The sequence below is a fragment of the Candidatus Nitrosopumilus sp. bin_32a genome (genome assembly GCF_054095935.1).
Genome location: NZ_JBSWSN010000002.1, coordinates 224570 through 240746 on the forward strand (window position 1 = coordinate 224570; position 16177 = coordinate 240746).

Consider the following 16177-nt stretch of genomic DNA (forward strand, 5'->3'; position numbering starts at 1 on the left):
CCAACAGGAGTCATAAAGAGTGTCCAATTGGGCACTCTTTTTCATTAAAATTTACTAGTTTGAATCTGTATTTTCAGGTGTGTTTTTTGTTTCATTTTCCATGGGTTCGGGCTTTGGAGGATCAAGAATTGATTTTTTAATTATCGCTGCCCTGTCTTTTATGATTTGGTTGAATTCTCGCATGTCATCTAAACCTGGTGTCTGTTGTTGATTCTGATATGCTTGCAAAAATCCCGAATATACACATCCTGTAATGATTCCAAATGCTGTATCTGGAACTGATTCAATTTCAGGAACAAAATTTTCTGCTATTTGTTTGTAAGATTCTGACTCGTTGATGTAATAGTCAATTAAACTGTCGATGAAATCCTTGTTTTCTTTGGAAATTCCCATGTATACTTTCTTTATTTTCTAGTTTATTTAATTGTCTTTGATTAATCGTTTATTTATTCATGAACTGATTTCAATATGTTGTGGAAATTAGAATCCGATGAAGGTTTTTTTAGAATATATGATTCTAAAAAACTCGTAGCGGGATATTTTGATCCTGACTATGGGGATATTTTTCCAAAAGAAAATTCTGAAGAAATCATTTCATCTATGTTGAAAAACCAAGATAAAATTTTAGGTGGAATTGTTATGGTTCCTCTTGTTAAATTTAGATTATTTGACACTGATTTGGATACTACTTTAACAAATGTAGAATCTCAAGTAAATCGTGTAGATGAGCATTTGCAGAAATGGAAGTTATTTTTATCTAAAATGGATTATGAGTGGCACTCTGTTCGAATCTCTCACACTGATCAGGATATGCTTACAATAGCATTTCAGATAAAATTCTCAAAACCCACCCCTCTTGAAAAAATGTCTTTAGGTGAGGAACTTTTTGATATTTTTGAAACGTTGCAAAAATATGATTTGTTGTAGAATCTTGTTTATCTAAGGCAGGTGGTCTTTTTTCCATTTTTCAGCCTCATTAAAACAGTTGAACCATTCAATTTCAGTTTCATCAGAATCAAATTCGTTTATTTCATTTTTAAATTCTAAATCGCAATTCTTTTTCATATTTTCTGAGATCTGAATCACTTTTTGCTTGAGCACATTATCTGGAGGTGAGAATTTATCTGCTTCATCAAATTCTACTATTCCTGCCTTGGCTAATTGGAATTCAGCTAGTCCTAAATTTTCATATTCATATGCTTCTTGAATTTGTGTATCTGACCTTACCTTTGCTAATTCGTCGCCTGATGTAATCCATTTGATATATTCAACATCGCTTTTTAATTGTGTTTCAGATGATATCCTGAATAATTCTACTGAACTTTCAAATAATTCAGGTGTGGATAGATTATCATATCTAGAAACAATGTCTTCAAATTTATCCACATGTTCTTCATAATATTTTAACAACTCTTCTTTTGTTATGTCGCCTTCATCCCATTTTGTTTTTTCAGAATAAAATTTTGTTTGTAATTCTGATACATCTTGTTGAATTTGAGCAAGTTCATTTCCGAACTGAAATCCTTTTTGCTTGGTCTGTTCAGCCGAATAATTGTATACAATAATTGCAATGATGATTATAATCCCTATTGCAGCTATGGTGATGTTTTGAATTTTATTTTTTTTCAAAGATAATCTATGTAATTCCCTTCATCATCTAACTTTAATTCAATTGTAAATTCAGTCCCGCTAATAAAAGAGTCATTTCGAGTAGTTCTGACTCTGCCAATTACCAACTCGTATGGCCAAATCTCAACTACGATTGCACCTACAGTCACAATTGGCGTTTCTGTAATTTCCATATCTTCGCGTTTTACACCGTGTCTTTCAAGCATGTGTATGGCGTGATCTAATAGTGGTTTAGGATTATTATAATTTAGTACCCAAACTTTTCCTTCATAATCAATTTGCTGCAATTTGAAACAATCCTAAATTAACTCCTATAACAATTAATCGCCAATAGATTCTGACTTTGAATTTTATACCCACTCTCAAAAGAATTCCGTATTGTTTTGGATGTTTTTTGGTTCAACTCCGCGGGGATTCACCTGTTAAATTGAGGATGGAAATGGACGCAGACAGGCTTGAAAAAAAATGATTAGATCACTTCAAAAAGTGACATCATTCCTGCAGAGATATGATCATTGACGTGACAGTGGAACATCCATGTTCCAACATTGTCTGGAATAAAGTCAACAGTCTTTAGACTAGCTGGCATTAACTCCATTACATCAACTCTCATTCCATTCCACAAGACAGTGTTTCCATGCCAGTGTGGGGTATGCAAATCTACTTCAGTTCCCATACCAATTAGATACCAACGTACATGTTCACCTTGTTGAAGCGTTTGTCCTGGCAGATTACCATAGACGTATCCGTTAATACCGTGCATGAGATTACTCTCAGCAAAATCATCATCTCCAACTAATTCCTCATTATCACAAGTTTCATCAGTGAATGTTTCCAGGTTATCACAAAGATAGTTGCTAGAATTTTCATCAGAAACTGTAAAGAGACTTACCATTTCTCTGTTCACATCAATCGGTCTACCGTTTGAATCGGCCATTCCTTTAGCAGTTACAACCATTGGACCGACAAGTCCTGAATTGGTATCCATTGGCGAATCAACATGTGAATGATACATCCAAATTATTGAACTAGGATCGCTTGGCCCTGGGCCTGCACGTTCTGGTACTGCCCATTCGTAAGTGTGTTTTTGTCCTGGAGCAACTATTCCATCAGATTTGTTACTTGCAGGAGTCCCATCATTGTATTCAGCACCTTCAGAATCTTTATCATAAAAGACCCCATGTGGATGAACTGAATAATCTAGTTCGACAGAATTATTTTTGAATACAACTTTGATTGTATCACATACTTCGGCATGAATCATTGGTCCTAGTGTTCCAAGATGTTCCCATTCAGAGGTCCTTGGTTTGAGTTTTGAAAATGTGTCATCAGTATACTCACGATATAATGCCTTGATGTAAGTACTTCCAATTCTATCTGAAGAATTTTCAACAAATACATTTTCATCTTCATTAAACTCTTGTCCCTTCATCTGGTTTAGTCCCAAAGGAGCATAATCCCATTCTACTTCGTCTGCAGCAATGTAATAGGTGCGTGTTTTACCCTCATTGCTTTTACATTCACTAGTTTGAATGGTTTGAACTGAAGCTACTTTTGGGGAAGAATAACTTGAATCTGATTCAGAGCATAATCTATCTCCACAAACTTTGTCAGATCCTGTCACTGGCAGTCCTACTCCTTGACCTTTTGTGGCTTCACTTTCTTGAAGTAGACCAAATGACAAGAATGCTACAAGTGTTACAGATAATGCAATTAGCATAAGAGAAGTTCTTGACTTAGTCATTGTACCAACGAAAGAAAAATTTCTTTTAAACTGTAGGTACATTCTTCGAAGTTATTCTGATTTTATAGAATAGACGTCTAGATTCAATTCCGTAAAGGCTTGAACCTTTCTTGGGAAATAAATTAGACACATGAAAACTAATCAGCAACTCGGTATTTTATTCACTAAAACTGCTCTTAAATCGATATTCAAATTAGGTGTGAGTTTCTGATAGTTTTACAAAACAATAACTGACAATACAGCTTAGATCAATTAATCGGGATGAATTACGTTTAGAGTCATAGTGCTGACAACTCTGGATAATTTTCTAATTGATGCTATCACCTTTTCGAATTCATTTTGATCTTCGGTCTGAATTTCAGCAATCACGTCATAAGCCCCAAAAGTCAGATATGCATTAGTAATATTTTGCATTTGTTTTAATTCATCTACGATGTATTCTTCTGCTCCTAAGTCACAATTTAATAAAATGAATCCTTTGTGCATTGGCTTATCTTAGAATTATTAGGTTGTTCGAGTCTTTAAGTTTTACAGTATTACCATCTACTACGTCCGCCGTAGCTATTGCCACCGCTTCCACTATCTTTGTCCCCATATCTCTTTCTTGGACCTCTGTCGTCTCTTGGATTTCCACCACTGCGTGATCCTCCATATCCTCCAGAGCGACCTCCTCTAGAATAATTTGATCTTGATTGACCTCCATATCTTCTTGATGGGGTTTGTCTTTTGAGTGGATCTGGGATTGAAATTTGAATTCCCATTTCTTGATTTAGGTCTGTAAGTGGAACTTTGATTTGACGTTTAATGAGATTCCAGTCTCCTACTGATGAATAAGACACAAATGTCACTGCTTTGCCTTTTGTACCCGCTCTTGCTGTTCTTCCAATTCTATGGAAATATACCATTTCTACATTTGGAACATCATAATTAATTACTAATTCTACTCGCGGAACATCTATTCCTCTAGATGCAATATCTGTTGCAACTAGAATGTCTGCTTTACCGTTTCTGAATTTTGCCATGGATTGCTCTCTTCTATGTTGTGACATGTCGCCTTCAATTGCAACTGCATCGTATTTCTCTTGATGGAGGAATTTTTGAACATCTCTGGTTCTATATTTTGTTGAACAAAATACTATGCATTGACCCTTTACTGGTTTGATAAAATCTAATAAATATTTGAATTTGTCTCTATCTTTAATCACTAAATATGATTGATCAATTCCTTCACCACTAAGATCATCTGCATCTAATAGGAATTGCTTTGGATTTTTTAGATAATCTTCAGAAAGTCTTAGAATCTGGGTTGGCATTGTTGCTGAAAACAATGACATTACTCTATCTTCTGGTGCTAAATCTAAAATAAATTGAATATCGTCAATGAACCCCATGTCTAGCATTGTATCTGCTTCATCTAGAACAATATGGCTGATGTCTCTTAGTTCTATTGAGCCCCTTTTGAGATGATCAATTAATCTACCTGGTGTTGCTACGAGGATTTCAACTCCTCTGTGGAGTGCATCAAGCTGGATTCCCATTCCCTGTCCTCCATAAATTGTCGCTACTTTGATTCCTGTATATTTTCCGAATTTTTTAATTTCATCTGAAATCTGCATGGCAAGTTCTCTTGTTGGTGCCATAACTAATCCTTGAATTCCTTGTTTTGGTTGAATTTGTTGTAACATTGATAATGCAAATGCTGCAGTCTTTCCAGAACCTGTGTGTGCTTGTCCTACGACGTCTCTTCCTGATAATAATACTGGGATGGCTGCTTCTTGAATTGGAAATGCTTCTTCAAAACCTTGATCTGTAATTCCTTTTAGAACGTCGTCGCTTAATCCTAAATCTTTAAATTTTGTCATTTTATCTTTATCTCTTTGGCAATGACGAAAAAGCTCATTGCCCACTCGTCATTATTCTGATGATTGTTGTCGCTCGTGGTCTAATAAACGCTTGGTATTTTTCATGCATCTAATTGAGCATCAATTATTTTTTTGAAACTTTCAAATGGTTGGGCTCCTTTCAATTCAACAAATCCAATTTGATCATTTCCTACAAAGAATCCTGGAGTTCCAGAAACTCCATAGTTTCTTCCATCATCTAGATCTTTTTGGATTTCTGAAACATGTTTTCCACTAGTAAGACATGAATCAAATATTTTCTGATCTAGTTGCATAGTTGAAGCATATTGGCTAAACATGGATAATGCATCGGCAGTTTCTAGTTTATTCCAATCATTTTGTTTTTCAAATAGCATGTCATGCATTTCTCTAAACTTGTTTTGATCATTTGCACATTCTGCAGCAACTGATGCTGGTAGTGCGTTTGGATGAATACTTTGAATAGGAAAATCTCTAAAAACTAATTTCACTTTGCCTTGTTCGATATAATTCTCTAGAATTGATGGTAATGTCTGAGTATGAAATCTTGCACAAAATGGACACTGAAAGTCTGAAAACTCTACGATTGTAATTGGCGCATCTGGATTTCCTATGATCGGATCATTGTCTATTGAAATTTTCACTGGTGCTGCTGCTTGTTTTGTAGGTAGTTGATTTTGTAACAGTTTTAGCTCCAGTTTTGCCATTGCATCATTAAGATCATCTGTTGAAATTTGGTTTGGATTTAGATTTGATGTGTATGACCCTGCAAAGAATGCTGAAATTCCAACTAGAATTATCACTCCTATAATTAGTCCGTTAAATGTAGATTTTTTTATGGATATTTTTCCATTATTATTTTGACTAATTTCTGAATCCTCTAAACTCATTTCAATTGATTCAAAATTTATCATACTTATTCGTATTGCCGACTTTTGGACTGGAGATGTTTTTAGAAATGAAGAGCCAATGACGGGATCTGAACCCATGACCTATTGATTACAAATCAATTGCTCTACCAGGCTGAGCTACATTGGCACGAAATAAAATAAAATTTTTGAAGGTTTAAAGTGTTACCTGTGGTTAATTTGAAAATTATTTTATTGTAAAATCATTGAAAACACAGTCAGTTTATAATAATGCCCTACTCTGATACCTCTTATGAGATACATCGAACCTACTCGAGTCAAGGTTTTGATGATGATGTTTTTTGCTACTGGTGCGATCGGTATTGTTGTTGGATTATCGCCAATTTCTCCGCCTTCTATGACCATGATGATTACTTTCATGGGCGTAATCAATGTCGGATTGGGTGCATTCTTTTCATTTCTACTTTTGACACAGATTCAAAAAGAACCTGATAAAAGAAAGAAGAAAAGAAAAACTGACTAGTCTTTTTCAGACCATTTGAAATTATTCTAAAATATTTCGTCCCAATTAAAGTATAAATAATAACTTTCTATCATGAATTCAGAAATGCTAGATCTTGTTGCAAAGAATTTGTTTCTTACAAAAGGTAAGGGTGTCCATGAGGACAGATTGACCAGTTTTGAATATGCACTTCGAGATGCTGGTATTGCCGGAACTAACCTTGTTTTAATTTCTAGTATCTTTCCTCCAAAAGCAAAACTGATCAGTAGAAAAGAAGGCTTGAAAAAAATATCACCAGGACAAATACTATTTACAATTTATTCAAAAAATCAAACAAATGAACCTCAAAGAGTATGTTCAGCATCTGTGGGTCTTGCTCAACCAAAAGACAAGTCGCGATATGGATATCTATCTGAATATGAGGCCTTTGGACAAAATGAAACCCAAGCAGGAGATTACGCTGAGGACATTGCAGCCCAAATGCTTGCATCTTCTTTAGGAATTCCTTTTGACGCAGATAAAGCATGGAATGAAAAGAGACAACAGTGGTTAATCTCTGGAGAGATTTACAAAACTCACAACATTACACAATCTACAAAAGGTGACAAAGATGGCAAGTGGACTACTGTCTTTGCAGCAGCTGTTCTTTTACTGTGATCATTTTTTATATCCTTTAAGATAAAACAATGCAGCTGCAATTGCAACTATTGTGATTATGATTACCACTGCAATTGATTCATCAAATTGTGGTTTTTCAACTTGAAGATTTTTTCCACCTAGAGAAAATTTTAATTCATTTTCATTCACTGATGACTCTTTACCAAAAATGTATTTTCCTTGAATTCTTTGTCCTTCTTCAGGATCAAAAATCCATCCATGTTGTGTAACCTCTATTGGAATTCTTTCATTACCTATGATTTGCGTCGGGACTATGTTTCCATTAACATCTGAAACGTTGGTATCATCAGATGATAGAATCACTACTTGAATTATGGAATTTAGTGGGTAAAATCCTGTGGAGAAATAACCTGATCTTTTTAATTCGTCTGTTTTTAAAAATTCTAACGGATTGACTTTGTCTATGTTGGATGCCGTCTGTGGATAGCTCGTTGACAGTCTTAATTGAAGCAATGACTTGTTCTCTGTAGGTATTATTGAGAATGACATTTTTGCATTCTCATCTGTTGATAGATTTCTTGCAACATCGTAGAATCCTCCACTCTCTCTGATGATTTTTGGTAGTAGGATTGCTGATATTTTCTCATACATTGAATCCGTATCTTCCATAGGCATGGTGTATACTGCTGAAATAGTTCCTTTGCCTGAAATCACTCCTGATGTCTGCAATGCAGTACTTGTTTCATCATTGGTATGAATGAAAACAGAATGAAGTTCTGCTTTTGTGTCAAACACTTGATTTATCTCATCAATAAATTTCTCTGATTCCCTCAATGTTGAATTTCGAATTTCTAGATAATTTTTATCTGCTGAATTTCTTTTTACATTTATCAAAATACATGATTCGTCATTAACTCCTAGAATGCATTGATTTTGGTTTGTTATGGTTACTGCTGAGATGTTGCCATTCTCTCTGATTCTTTGCTCTAATTCTGCTGGAATTTTGATTTCTTGAATGCTGGTACTTTGCAATGTTATTGACGATGTAACGTTTTGAGATATGCTCTTGTCTATGATTACTTGTGCCATTTCCTGAAAAGTTGCAAGACCTATCTCTTGTGAATACGCATTATTTGCTGAAACTCCGATCAAAATTATTAATGTGAGAAAAATCAAACTCTTCAACATGTTTCCTAACTCTGATGAGGAAATTATTAAATTTACTCTTGATTCATTTGCTAAAATTCTACGAAGAAAAGTTTTTTGTTTTTTTAGAAAAATATCTTATCTGGTAACTAATATTCCCATTTATGCTAATATCTAGATAACATGGCACTAATTCCAATATTTGTAGATCTTTTTCAGCATCCGATAATTCAATTAATTGCAATTTTGAGTGCTTTTGGTATTGGTTTATTTCAAGGAATTGTTCTTGGCAGGGCTATTCTAGTAAGATTTCCACGTCTACAAAATCGTGTAAAAACAGTATCCATTACAATGTTTGTCTTATTTTTGATAAATGCAATTTTAAGTGTCCCACGGTTTGCCTCTCCTGAGAAAATCACTCTCTCAAATCTGTCTGCAAATAGTCCTGGCGAATTAGCATCTGTGCTGTTTTTGATTTTTGGAATGAATACTGGCTTTCTAACCGTACTTGCAATTTCATTCACTGTGATGAGTTTTGTTGTGTTAAAATTTACTAATCTGAATGGAATTACCAGAGCATTTGTTTTCTTTTTCAGTGCACTCTTGCTGGTATTGACTGCAGTCAGTAGATTTACTGATCTTACCCCGAGCACCTTTGAAGTTTTACTGTATTTCCTTTATCAGTTAGGAATCACTATTGGCATTCTTATGGGCACAATTAGGAAGATAAAACCAAAAAAACTGAACCTAAAATAATTTCAAACGTTTAAATCAGATTATCTATGCATTTGATTTGACATCGAATTCAAACCGTTCGGGGAACAAGCCGGCAGTCCATGCGTTGGACTGTCGGCCCCATTTATTCTAAAATTTAATTCAAAGATGAGAGTGCTTTTACTTGCTCTTTGACATAATCAAATCCTTCTTGCCAGAATTTTGGACTGGTGATGTCAAATCCATATTCTGAAAGTAGTTTCTCTGGTTTCTTGGAACCCCCAGCTGCAAGAATGCTGATGTATGCTGGAACAAAGTCTTTGCCTTCTTTTTTGTATCTTTGAAACAATGACAAAGCTAACAAATTACCAAAAGAATACGCATAGCAGTAAAACGGAGTATGGTAAAAATGAGGAATGCTGCTCCACTCTATTGCAAAGTCATCAGACAAACTAACTGAATTTCCAAATTGAACTTTGAGATTTTGCAAATATGTTTTTGATATTTCATCTATGGTGGTGCCCTCTCCAATTTGTTTATGGGCATCAACTTCAAAAATTGTGAAAAATGACTGTCTTAGTATTGTGGCATACAAATCATCGATTTTTTCTGAAAGCATTGCCTTTTTCTCATCGTCTGAAATTTTGTTTGAGAGATTATCATATAGAAGTAATTCTGAAAATGTTGATGCAGTCTCAGCCAACGGTAGCGGGGCATCTTGAACCAGAATTGATCTATCCTGCGCTGCTTGACTGTGCACTGCATGACCTAACTCGTGAGCCAAAGTAAACACATCCCTTGACTTGCCTGTAAAATTTACCAGCACATAGGGTGTGATTTTAGGAGTCAAGGTGCTGCAAAAAGCCCCGTCTCTTTTTCCTTGTCTGATGTCTGAATCAATGTGTTTTTCATTGAATACTTTGCGTGCATATTCTTCTAGTGTGCTGCTGAATTTGCCTAGGGATTCAAAAACCAGTTTCACTGATTTATCGTACGAATAGTTTTTTTCTTTGATGTTTGCTGCTGCTGGAGCGTACAAATCATACCTTTGCAGTTTTTTCATATTTAGCATCTTTGCTTTTTGGACGAAAAATTTTTGAAAAACCGGTGAATTCTTTTTGCAAACTGAGAGTAGGGAATCTGTGGTTTTATCATCTACATCATTTCCAATATTTCTCATTGATATTGGGGATTCATATCCTCTGATCTCCATTCCTTCATCTTTCCAATTAAGAACAATATTTTGATAAATTTCTCCAACCACTCCTTTGTTTTCATGATATTTTGAAAGAATTGTTTTGTATGCTGTCTCTCTGATTTTTGGATTTGTGCTTCTTACATAATTTGTAAGTTCTTCTCTTGTCATTGCTTTTGTTTTACTTCCAATTTTCATTTTGTATTCAAAAGAATTCGTAATTTTATCATACAGTTTTACAAGTGCAGATATTCCTGTCACATCTAGCGTGTTTATGATGCGTTCTTCAGGTTCGCTTAATGCGTATTTTGCAAATAATCTTTTGTGTGAAAGATACTCTGTAATTTCTCCTGCATCCTTCATGAGTCTTTTAGCATTTTTTTCATCAACTTTTATTTTCCACCATAAATCAAAAAACAAAATTTTGTTTGAAATTTCAGAGCCAAGTTTTGACATCTTTGTCATCAGTGACGTTGCTTCATCTGATTGAGTATCTGAAGAATATGCCAGTGATGCGTATCCTCCAATCTTGCTCATGTTTTCTGAAATCTCTTCGACTTGATGGAGAATATTCATAAATTCTTTAGATGACATTTTAGGATCTAACTTTGATTTTATTTTTTCAAATTTTATTGCCTGTTTTTCTAACTCTTGGATTTGTTTTTGAAAAGCAGGACTTTTTGGATTTTTTACTAATTCTGTTAGATCCCATTTGCCTAACTGATACGATGACATCCTAGTCTGTGCTTTTTTGTAACTATTAAAAAATGCATGCGGTGATGTCCAATTTTCCCAATAGTTTACCTGAGAGAAAATTCTCTTTAAAATGAAATTTTAGGCCTTTTTTTGTCAGATCTCCTGTCTTTTTAGGCTCAAAAATATGCCAAAAATCTGCAAATAAATCGGTTATTATAGGAAATCAATCATACAATATTGGAATAGTGTTGGTTTTGGAAATTGTTAATGCAGATTCGATTTGTGGTCGTTGTGGAAAGAATTCCATGTTGGCTGATAATGTCACTGGTGAGCGATTCTGTGGAAAATGTGGTTTTGTTATTACTGAGACTTTGCAGGATTCTGGTCCTGAATGGAGATCATTTTCAAAAGAAGGTGGTGCAGATCCAACTCGTACTGGCGCTCCTACATCATTAGCAATGCACGATAGAGGCCTTGCAACAATTATCAGCCCTATGAACAAAGACTCTTCTGGAAAACCACTTACATCTACAATGAAGAGTACTATTGAAAGACTGCGAACTTGGGACAGTAGAAGTAAAGTAAATGCCTCATCTGACAAAAATCTCAGACAAGCACTAAGTGAATTATCTACATTAAAAGACAAACTTTCATTATCTGATGCAGTTATTGAAAAAGCATCATACATTTACAGAAAAGCATTGGAGAAGGGTCTTGTAAAAGGTCGCTCTATCTCAGCATTAATTGCAGCATCACTTTATGCTGCATGTAGAGACACTGAAACTCCTAGAACTCTAAAAGACGTTTCAGATGCTGGTAACATTAAGAAAAAAGATATCTCAAGATGCTATAGAATTTTACATCAAGAATTGGAATTAAAAATGCCTGTAGTGGACCCAGTACAATGTGTGGCAAGAATTGCAAGCTCTATTGGAATTACAGAAAAAACAAAACGATTTGCAGTCAAAGTACTCAGAGATGCACAAGCCCATGAAGAGTCTGCAGGAAAAGATCCGATGGGACTGGCAGCGGCAGCACTATACTTGTCTTGTGTGAAAAACGGTGAGGATAAAACTCAACGTGATATTGCAGAGGCTGCAAATGTTACTGAGGTTACAATTAGAAATAGATACAAAGGCCTGAGATTAGACCAAAATATGGATATGATGGGAGGCAAATGAAAAAATGACTCAAACTAAACCTATAATCGCAATTGTCAATGTGGTAGCTTCTGCAACTATTGAACAAAAATTAGACCTTGTTGATATCACTAAAAAATTCCCAGCAGTAGAATATCATCCAGAACAATTCCCAGGTGCAGTATTCAGACTAAAAAGTCCAAAGACTGCAACATTGCTCTTTGGTTCAGGAAAAATGGTATGTACAGGCGCAAAATCTCAGGAATTAGCAGAAACTGCAGTCTTTGAGGTAGTGAAAATCTTGCGAAAAGGAAAAATCAAAATCAAAAATGATCCTATAGTTTCAATTCAGAACATTGTATCTTCAATTAATCTTGGAGGCAAGGTAAACTTGGAGCAAGCTGCAAGAACTCTGCCAAGAAGCATGTATGAACCAGAACAATTCCCTGGACTAATTCATAGAATGCTTGATCCAAAAACTGTCATTCTGATTTTTGCATCAGGTAAGCTGGTGTGTGTTGGAGCCAAACTTGAAAAAGACGTTCATCGCTCTGTCAACCAAATCCATGCATTGCTTGAAGAAAAAGACTTGATGGTTTACGATTAAAATCGTAAAAAATACTTTCTTATCTAAAATCCAAAATTATTCTGACTGATAATACTCTTCATGAATGTAGCACCATTTCCAAATGTTCTCTGGAACTGCTTGCATTACAGGGTGACCTGTTTCCTCAAAATGTTTAGTCGCATGTTTACCAATTGATGAATCACAACAACCAACATGCCCACATGTTAAACACATTCGAAGTGCAACCACTGGAAGATGCTCTATTTCACATTCTTGACAATTTTTTGTATTCTGAGATACTTTGTTTCCTTGAGTGAAATGCTCGCATTCTTTTGGCATGCTAATATTTTTTCAAAGTGTCCTTGTATCTTTTGATTGATTCGATGATTACAACTTTGGCCTCTTTAGCTGACTTCCATCCTATGATCTCTACTTTTTTCCCTTCCAAATCTTTGTAAACTTGGAAAAAGTGAGCAATCTCTGAACGATAGTGATCTTCAAGACTGGTGATGTCCGTAGTGTGCAAATATCTTGGGTCATTTGTTGCAACACAAATAATTTTGTCATCCATCTTTCCATCATCTTTCATTTGCAGTAATCCTATTGGCCTTGCTTCAATCAAAATTCCTGGATATGTGGGATTTGTAACTAGTACCAGTGCATCAAGCGGGTCTCCATCCTCAGACAATGTTTGAGGGATTAATCCGTAATCTCCAGGGTAATGAAATGGGGAAAATAATACTCTGTCTAATTTCATCATGTTATTTTTTTTATCATATTCGTACTTGTTCATGGATCCTTTTGGAATCTCTATTATGGTGTTGATTATTTCAGGGACGTCGTTGCCTGATTCTATGTCGTGCCAAAAATTCTTGCTCATTTTCTAGCTCTTCATTTTGGCATTCAGTATATGAATTCTATGAAAATAATGGCTCTGTTGATTATACTAGATCATTGGTATTTGGAATCACTTTGTAGATTTTTACTGTATAGTCTCCTTCAAAGATATTGACAAATTCACCTGTGTTCAAATCTAGATTTCTTACTCTGAATTTGTATTCGTATGAACCGTCACCTTTTGCATCGACTTGAGCAAAGTGAACTGGATCTTCTCCTTTGTAGAATTGAATGATTATTGGATATCTTTCAGCGACATCTGATGCTCCACCTCTTACGGTTCCCCATGGCAGTTTGTTGTCTTCAGGAACATTCATTGTGGTAACTGTTTTTTCCAAACTGACTTTTTCATTAATTGGAGTTACAGTAACTTGATTTGATTCGGCAGAAATATCTCCTGGTACAGTCATAATTGCAAATACTGCCATAATTGATGCCATTAGCAATATGGTTGATTCTGAACTCATTTCATTCTCATTTTTGTAAAGTCATTTAAAAAATTTGTTACTAATTCGTACTAATTCTGGTCTAGTTATGGCAATTCTTCTTCCAAGTCACAGCATGCCTTGTGAACCCACTGATCTTTAGAGTTCTTTAGAATCTCCTTGCCTGATTTTATCATATCGCCGCATTCAACGCATTTTCCGGTAAACTTGGCTTTCATGATATTGCTCTGATTTTGACCCCTTTAAACCAGAGTTATTATGATATATTGCGAAAACCGCCCAAAAAATACCTAAGATTTTATCAAAAATAATATGTCTATCTACTTTAGAGTCAGTTGTAAAGAGAAATGGTGATTATAGTTGCTTAGTGAAGAAGACCTTATTGCGCGAATTTTAAAAATAAAACCCCTCAAAGAAAATTGCTTCAAATATCTTGAGGAAAGTTCAAACCAATTATTGACTCAAAAAATTCTTTTTGCAATTTCAGAATTAACTGCTGAAGAGATGGGCCCAGTAAAACTGTCTCAAATTGCTCTAAAGACAACAGGTGAGAATGACAAATTAAAACAAGATTTGGTTCGCTTGACAATTGAAAAGTCTCTTCTAAAATGTGGACTGGTTGAGAAACTCAAATACGCATCAAATGATGTTCGATACATTTTGACTGCATACAGATTCCAAAAAATCAAGGAGATTGATAGTTTCAGGGGTGAGAGTTCTCAGCCAATTGGCGATGTGTTTGAACTGCCAAAAAACACCTGGCCTCTGTCTGATGAATTCTATCTTTTATTGGCAAAAAAATACGGATACGAGCAATCTCTGAACAAGCTCCATTCTGATTATGATGCTGATGTAATTCCCCGTGGAAAATACGAAACACTAAACAGCGATTACAAAAAATCCCTTGATCAAATTAATGAAAAACTAGATTCAAAGTATTCTGGATTGGAAACATTGGTGGCATCTTAACCATGAAGTTTTTGATGATCTTTGGTTTGGTTTTGGCTAGTTTTGTTTTTGCTAGTGGGTATGATTATTTGGCATATGGGCAGTTCTCAAATACAAATACACTAAAGGTGAGTTTCGAAAATAACCTCCTTCCATCATATGAGGTTCCATTAGTTTCTGGACAAACCTTTACACTATCCCAAAATCATTCATGGGTTCAAGATGAAACTAGTAGGTATAATCTAGTATCCTACACTTTGGATGGTGAGACTGTGAAACTATCTAGAACAGCTCGTGGTGATTTTACATTATCTGTTCCAACTGATTCATCACACAGTATCGTATTTTCAGCAGTTCCTCAATACGCTCTAAGTGTAGAGGGAACAAATGATTTTTCCTTCCTTCCCTCTTCTCCTACAAATGATAACTGGTTTGATTCCGGAACTGAAGTATCTGTAAATGTGCAGAAAACTACTGAGATTGAGCCAAACAAGGTTCGACAAGAGATTACTGGCTGGTCTTTGGATAAGGCCGAATTTTGGGAAATTGAAGGTGATGACTCTACATCATTTACTACTCCTCCAATTCTGCTGAATGAGTATCATCAGGTTGATTTTTTCACTACATACCAGTACAAACTCAATGTTATTTCTGACTATGGAGAAACTCGTGGAAGTGGCTGGTATGAGCAGGGAGTATCTGTGCCAATAGAAATTGATGCTGGCAGTGATGGATTAGTTTTAAACTCTGTATCTGGCTGGGAAGGTGCTGATGTGACATATGATGGAAATGTTGCTCAAGTATTCGTTGATGGTCCTGTGACGGTTTCTGCCAAAGTTGATAAAAATTACTCTCTTCTAATTGGAGTGATTGTAATTCCAATATTGATTATTGGTGTGGTTGGTTTTAGAAAATTCAAGAGCAGGGTTCCTGTAGTTGAGGAGAAACCTATTGAGCGAATCGTAGAAAAAGTTATAGAGCGAGTAGGGGAATCTGAGAAAAAATATGAAGATGGATATGACAAGAAACTCTCAGATTATTTATCTGAACAAATTAAATTAAAATTAGATGAGATGCATTCATCTAGAATTGTATCTGATTCAAAATATTTGAAAATTACAGAAGATTGAGAGTTTATCAGGCCAATATGTGATAAAATTCCTGGTAAATTATTGAAAATTTAATT

At 35.1% G+C, this 16177-nt stretch carries 21 protein-coding genes and 1 tRNA gene; 8 read left to right on the forward strand and 14 right to left on the reverse strand.

Annotated elements, in window-relative coordinates:
* Nucleotides 1-54: 54 nt before the first annotated feature.
* The gene (locus tag ACW9XH_RS02370; protein ID WP_457759030.1) at nucleotides 55-393 is read right to left on the reverse strand and encodes a hypothetical protein; all 339 of its coding nucleotides are present in this window, start codon (nucleotides 391-393) and stop codon (nucleotides 55-57) included.
* A 75-nt stretch (nucleotides 394-468) separates the two neighbouring features.
* Here ACW9XH_RS02370 and ACW9XH_RS02375 point away from each other — a divergent pair, with 75 nt between their 5' ends.
* Nucleotides 469-927, forward strand: coding sequence for a hypothetical protein (locus tag ACW9XH_RS02375; RefSeq protein WP_457759031.1), 459 nt, complete (start codon nucleotides 469-471; stop codon nucleotides 925-927).
* A 12-nt stretch (nucleotides 928-939) separates the two neighbouring features.
* Here ACW9XH_RS02375 and ACW9XH_RS02380 read toward each other — a convergent pair whose 3' ends face one another.
* From ACW9XH_RS02380 to ACW9XH_RS02410, 7 genes are all read right to left on the reverse strand, one after another.
* A complete protein-coding gene (locus tag ACW9XH_RS02380; RefSeq protein WP_457759032.1) occupies nucleotides 940-1629 on the reverse strand; it encodes a hypothetical protein in 690 nt (229 codons plus the stop codon).
* Nucleotides 1626-1916 carry a hypothetical protein gene (locus ACW9XH_RS02385; protein ID WP_457759033.1) on the reverse strand — a complete coding sequence of 97 codons (291 nt, stop codon included), beginning with the start codon at nucleotides 1914-1916 and terminating at the stop codon, nucleotides 1626-1628. Before ACW9XH_RS02385 ends, ACW9XH_RS02380 begins: the two co-directional genes overlap by 4 nt.
* A 182-nt stretch (nucleotides 1917-2098) precedes the next feature.
* A complete protein-coding gene (locus tag ACW9XH_RS02390) occupies nucleotides 2099-3373 on the reverse strand; it encodes a multicopper oxidase domain-containing protein (protein WP_457759034.1) in 1275 nt (424 codons plus the stop codon).
* Between the two features lie 252 nt (nucleotides 3374-3625).
* Complete coding sequence (locus ACW9XH_RS02395) at nucleotides 3626-3859, reverse strand: Lrp/AsnC ligand binding domain-containing protein (RefSeq protein WP_457759035.1); 234 nt, start codon at nucleotides 3857-3859, stop codon at nucleotides 3626-3628.
* 50 nt (nucleotides 3860-3909) lie between these two features.
* On the reverse strand, nucleotides 3910-5235 hold the full coding sequence (locus ACW9XH_RS02400) for a DEAD/DEAH box helicase (protein WP_457759036.1): 1326 nt from the start codon (nucleotides 5233-5235) through the stop codon (nucleotides 3910-3912).
* 101 nt (nucleotides 5236-5336) lie between these two features.
* Entirely contained in the window at nucleotides 5337-6143 is an 807-nt protein-coding gene (locus tag ACW9XH_RS02405; protein WP_457759098.1) for a DsbA family protein, read from the reverse strand.
* A gap of 74 nt (nucleotides 6144-6217) precedes the next feature.
* Nucleotides 6218-6291: transfer RNA gene (locus ACW9XH_RS02410), tRNA-Thr, on the reverse strand.
* A 123-nt stretch (nucleotides 6292-6414) separates the two neighbouring features.
* On the opposite strand from ACW9XH_RS02410, the gene ACW9XH_RS02415 reads away from it, so the two are divergent.
* Both ACW9XH_RS02415 and ACW9XH_RS02420 read left to right on the forward strand, forming a co-directional pair.
* Nucleotides 6415-6645, forward strand: a complete 231-nt coding sequence (locus ACW9XH_RS02415) for a hypothetical protein (protein WP_457759037.1) — start codon at nucleotides 6415-6417, stop codon at nucleotides 6643-6645.
* An 84-nt stretch (nucleotides 6646-6729) separates the two neighbouring features.
* A complete protein-coding gene (locus ACW9XH_RS02420) occupies nucleotides 6730-7281 on the forward strand; it encodes a pyruvoyl-dependent arginine decarboxylase (RefSeq protein ID WP_457759038.1) in 552 nt (183 codons plus the stop codon).
* On the opposite strand, the gene ACW9XH_RS02425 is transcribed toward ACW9XH_RS02420, so the two are convergent.
* The gene (locus ACW9XH_RS02425) at nucleotides 7282-8430 is read right to left on the reverse strand and encodes a hypothetical protein (RefSeq protein ID WP_457759039.1); all 1149 of its coding nucleotides are present in this window, start codon (nucleotides 8428-8430) and stop codon (nucleotides 7282-7284) included.
* 141 nt (nucleotides 8431-8571) lie between these two features.
* On the opposite strand from ACW9XH_RS02425, the gene ACW9XH_RS02430 reads away from it, so the two are divergent.
* On the forward strand, nucleotides 8572-9144 hold the full coding sequence (locus ACW9XH_RS02430) for a hypothetical protein (RefSeq protein WP_457759040.1): 573 nt from the start codon (nucleotides 8572-8574) through the stop codon (nucleotides 9142-9144).
* 115 nt (nucleotides 9145-9259) lie between these two features.
* Here ACW9XH_RS02430 and ACW9XH_RS02435 read toward each other — a convergent pair whose 3' ends face one another.
* Complete coding sequence (locus tag ACW9XH_RS02435) at nucleotides 9260-11032, reverse strand: M3 family oligoendopeptidase (RefSeq protein WP_457759041.1); 1773 nt, start codon at nucleotides 11030-11032, stop codon at nucleotides 9260-9262.
* A gap of 209 nt (nucleotides 11033-11241) precedes the next feature.
* On the opposite strand from ACW9XH_RS02435, the gene ACW9XH_RS02440 reads away from it, so the two are divergent.
* Entirely contained in the window at nucleotides 11242-12174 is a 933-nt protein-coding gene (locus ACW9XH_RS02440; RefSeq protein WP_457759099.1) for a transcription initiation factor IIB, read from the forward strand.
* A 4-nt stretch (nucleotides 12175-12178) separates the two neighbouring features.
* Nucleotides 12179-12739 carry a TATA-box-binding protein gene (locus ACW9XH_RS02445; protein WP_457759042.1) on the forward strand — a complete coding sequence of 187 codons (561 nt, stop codon included), beginning with the start codon at nucleotides 12179-12181 and terminating at the stop codon, nucleotides 12737-12739.
* A gap of 36 nt (nucleotides 12740-12775) precedes the next feature.
* Here ACW9XH_RS02445 and ACW9XH_RS02450 read toward each other — a convergent pair whose 3' ends face one another.
* The 4 genes from ACW9XH_RS02450 to ACW9XH_RS02465 all read right to left on the reverse strand — a co-directional run bounded on the left by ACW9XH_RS02450 (nucleotide 12776) and on the right by ACW9XH_RS02465 (nucleotide 14261).
* Nucleotides 12776-13039, reverse strand: coding sequence for a UBP-type zinc finger domain-containing protein (locus ACW9XH_RS02450; RefSeq protein WP_457759043.1), 264 nt, complete (start codon nucleotides 13037-13039; stop codon nucleotides 12776-12778).
* A 1-nt stretch (nucleotide 13040) separates the two neighbouring features.
* Nucleotides 13041-13580 carry an inorganic diphosphatase gene (locus tag ACW9XH_RS02455; protein WP_457759044.1) on the reverse strand — a complete coding sequence of 180 codons (540 nt, stop codon included), beginning with the start codon at nucleotides 13578-13580 and terminating at the stop codon, nucleotides 13041-13043.
* Between the two features lie 61 nt (nucleotides 13581-13641).
* Nucleotides 13642-14064, reverse strand: coding sequence for a hypothetical protein (locus tag ACW9XH_RS02460; protein WP_457759045.1), 423 nt, complete (start codon nucleotides 14062-14064; stop codon nucleotides 13642-13644).
* Between the two features lie 65 nt (nucleotides 14065-14129).
* The gene (locus ACW9XH_RS02465) at nucleotides 14130-14261 is read right to left on the reverse strand and encodes a hypothetical protein (protein WP_457759046.1); all 132 of its coding nucleotides are present in this window, start codon (nucleotides 14259-14261) and stop codon (nucleotides 14130-14132) included.
* Nucleotides 14262-14403: 142 nt separating this feature from the next.
* Here ACW9XH_RS02465 and ACW9XH_RS02470 point away from each other — a divergent pair, with 142 nt between their 5' ends.
* Both ACW9XH_RS02470 and ACW9XH_RS02475 read left to right on the forward strand, forming a co-directional pair.
* Nucleotides 14404-15012: a hypothetical protein gene (locus tag ACW9XH_RS02470; protein WP_457759047.1), complete on the forward strand. Its 609-nt coding sequence runs from the start codon at nucleotides 14404-14406 to the stop codon at nucleotides 15010-15012.
* A 2-nt stretch (nucleotides 15013-15014) separates the two neighbouring features.
* The gene (locus ACW9XH_RS02475) at nucleotides 15015-16121 is read left to right on the forward strand and encodes a hypothetical protein (RefSeq protein ID WP_457759048.1); all 1107 of its coding nucleotides are present in this window, start codon (nucleotides 15015-15017) and stop codon (nucleotides 16119-16121) included.
* The last annotated feature ends 56 nt before the right edge of the window (nucleotides 16122-16177 follow it).

What these genes read in the sequence shown, in the direction of transcription:
- ACW9XH_RS02475 (WP_457759048.1), top strand. Translation starts at nt 15,015, where the DNA reads ATGAAGTTTTTGATGATCTTTGGTTTGGTTTTGGCTAGTTTTGTTTTT.
- ACW9XH_RS02425 (WP_457759039.1), bottom strand. Translation starts at nt 8,430, where the DNA reads ATGTTGAAGAGTTTGATTTTTCTCACATTAATAATTTTGATCGGAGTT.
- ACW9XH_RS02455 (WP_457759044.1), bottom strand. Translation starts at nt 13,580, where the DNA reads ATGAGCAAGAATTTTTGGCACGACATAGAATCAGGCAACGACGTCCCT.
- ACW9XH_RS02420 (WP_457759038.1), top strand. Translation starts at nt 6,730, where the DNA reads ATGCTAGATCTTGTTGCAAAGAATTTGTTTCTTACAAAAGGTAAGGGT.
- ACW9XH_RS02465 (WP_457759046.1), bottom strand. Translation starts at nt 14,261, where the DNA reads ATGAAAGCCAAGTTTACCGGAAAATGCGTTGAATGCGGCGATATGATA.
- ACW9XH_RS02445 (WP_457759042.1), top strand. Translation starts at nt 12,179, where the DNA reads ATGACTCAAACTAAACCTATAATCGCAATTGTCAATGTGGTAGCTTCT.
- ACW9XH_RS02395 (WP_457759035.1), bottom strand. Translation starts at nt 3,859, where the DNA reads ATGCACAAAGGATTCATTTTATTAAATTGTGACTTAGGAGCAGAAGAA.
- ACW9XH_RS02370 (WP_457759030.1), bottom strand. Translation starts at nt 393, where the DNA reads ATGGGAATTTCCAAAGAAAACAAGGATTTCATCGACAGTTTAATTGAC.
- ACW9XH_RS02450 (WP_457759043.1), bottom strand. Translation starts at nt 13,039, where the DNA reads ATGCCAAAAGAATGCGAGCATTTCACTCAAGGAAACAAAGTATCTCAG.
- ACW9XH_RS02415 (WP_457759037.1), top strand. Translation starts at nt 6,415, where the DNA reads ATGAGATACATCGAACCTACTCGAGTCAAGGTTTTGATGATGATGTTT.
- ACW9XH_RS02460 (WP_457759045.1), bottom strand. Translation starts at nt 14,064, where the DNA reads ATGAGTTCAGAATCAACCATATTGCTAATGGCATCAATTATGGCAGTA.
- ACW9XH_RS02435 (WP_457759041.1), bottom strand. Translation starts at nt 11,032, where the DNA reads ATGTCATCGTATCAGTTAGGCAAATGGGATCTAACAGAATTAGTAAAA.
- ACW9XH_RS02400 (WP_457759036.1), bottom strand. Translation starts at nt 5,235, where the DNA reads ATGACAAAATTTAAAGATTTAGGATTAAGCGACGACGTTCTAAAAGGA.
- ACW9XH_RS02405 (WP_457759098.1), bottom strand. Translation starts at nt 6,143, where the DNA reads ATGAGTTTAGAGGATTCAGAAATTAGTCAAAATAATAATGGAAAAATA.
- ACW9XH_RS02430 (WP_457759040.1), top strand. Translation starts at nt 8,572, where the DNA reads ATGGCACTAATTCCAATATTTGTAGATCTTTTTCAGCATCCGATAATT.
- ACW9XH_RS02390 (WP_457759034.1), bottom strand. Translation starts at nt 3,373, where the DNA reads ATGACTAAGTCAAGAACTTCTCTTATGCTAATTGCATTATCTGTAACA.
- ACW9XH_RS02375 (WP_457759031.1), top strand. Translation starts at nt 469, where the DNA reads ATGTTGTGGAAATTAGAATCCGATGAAGGTTTTTTTAGAATATATGAT.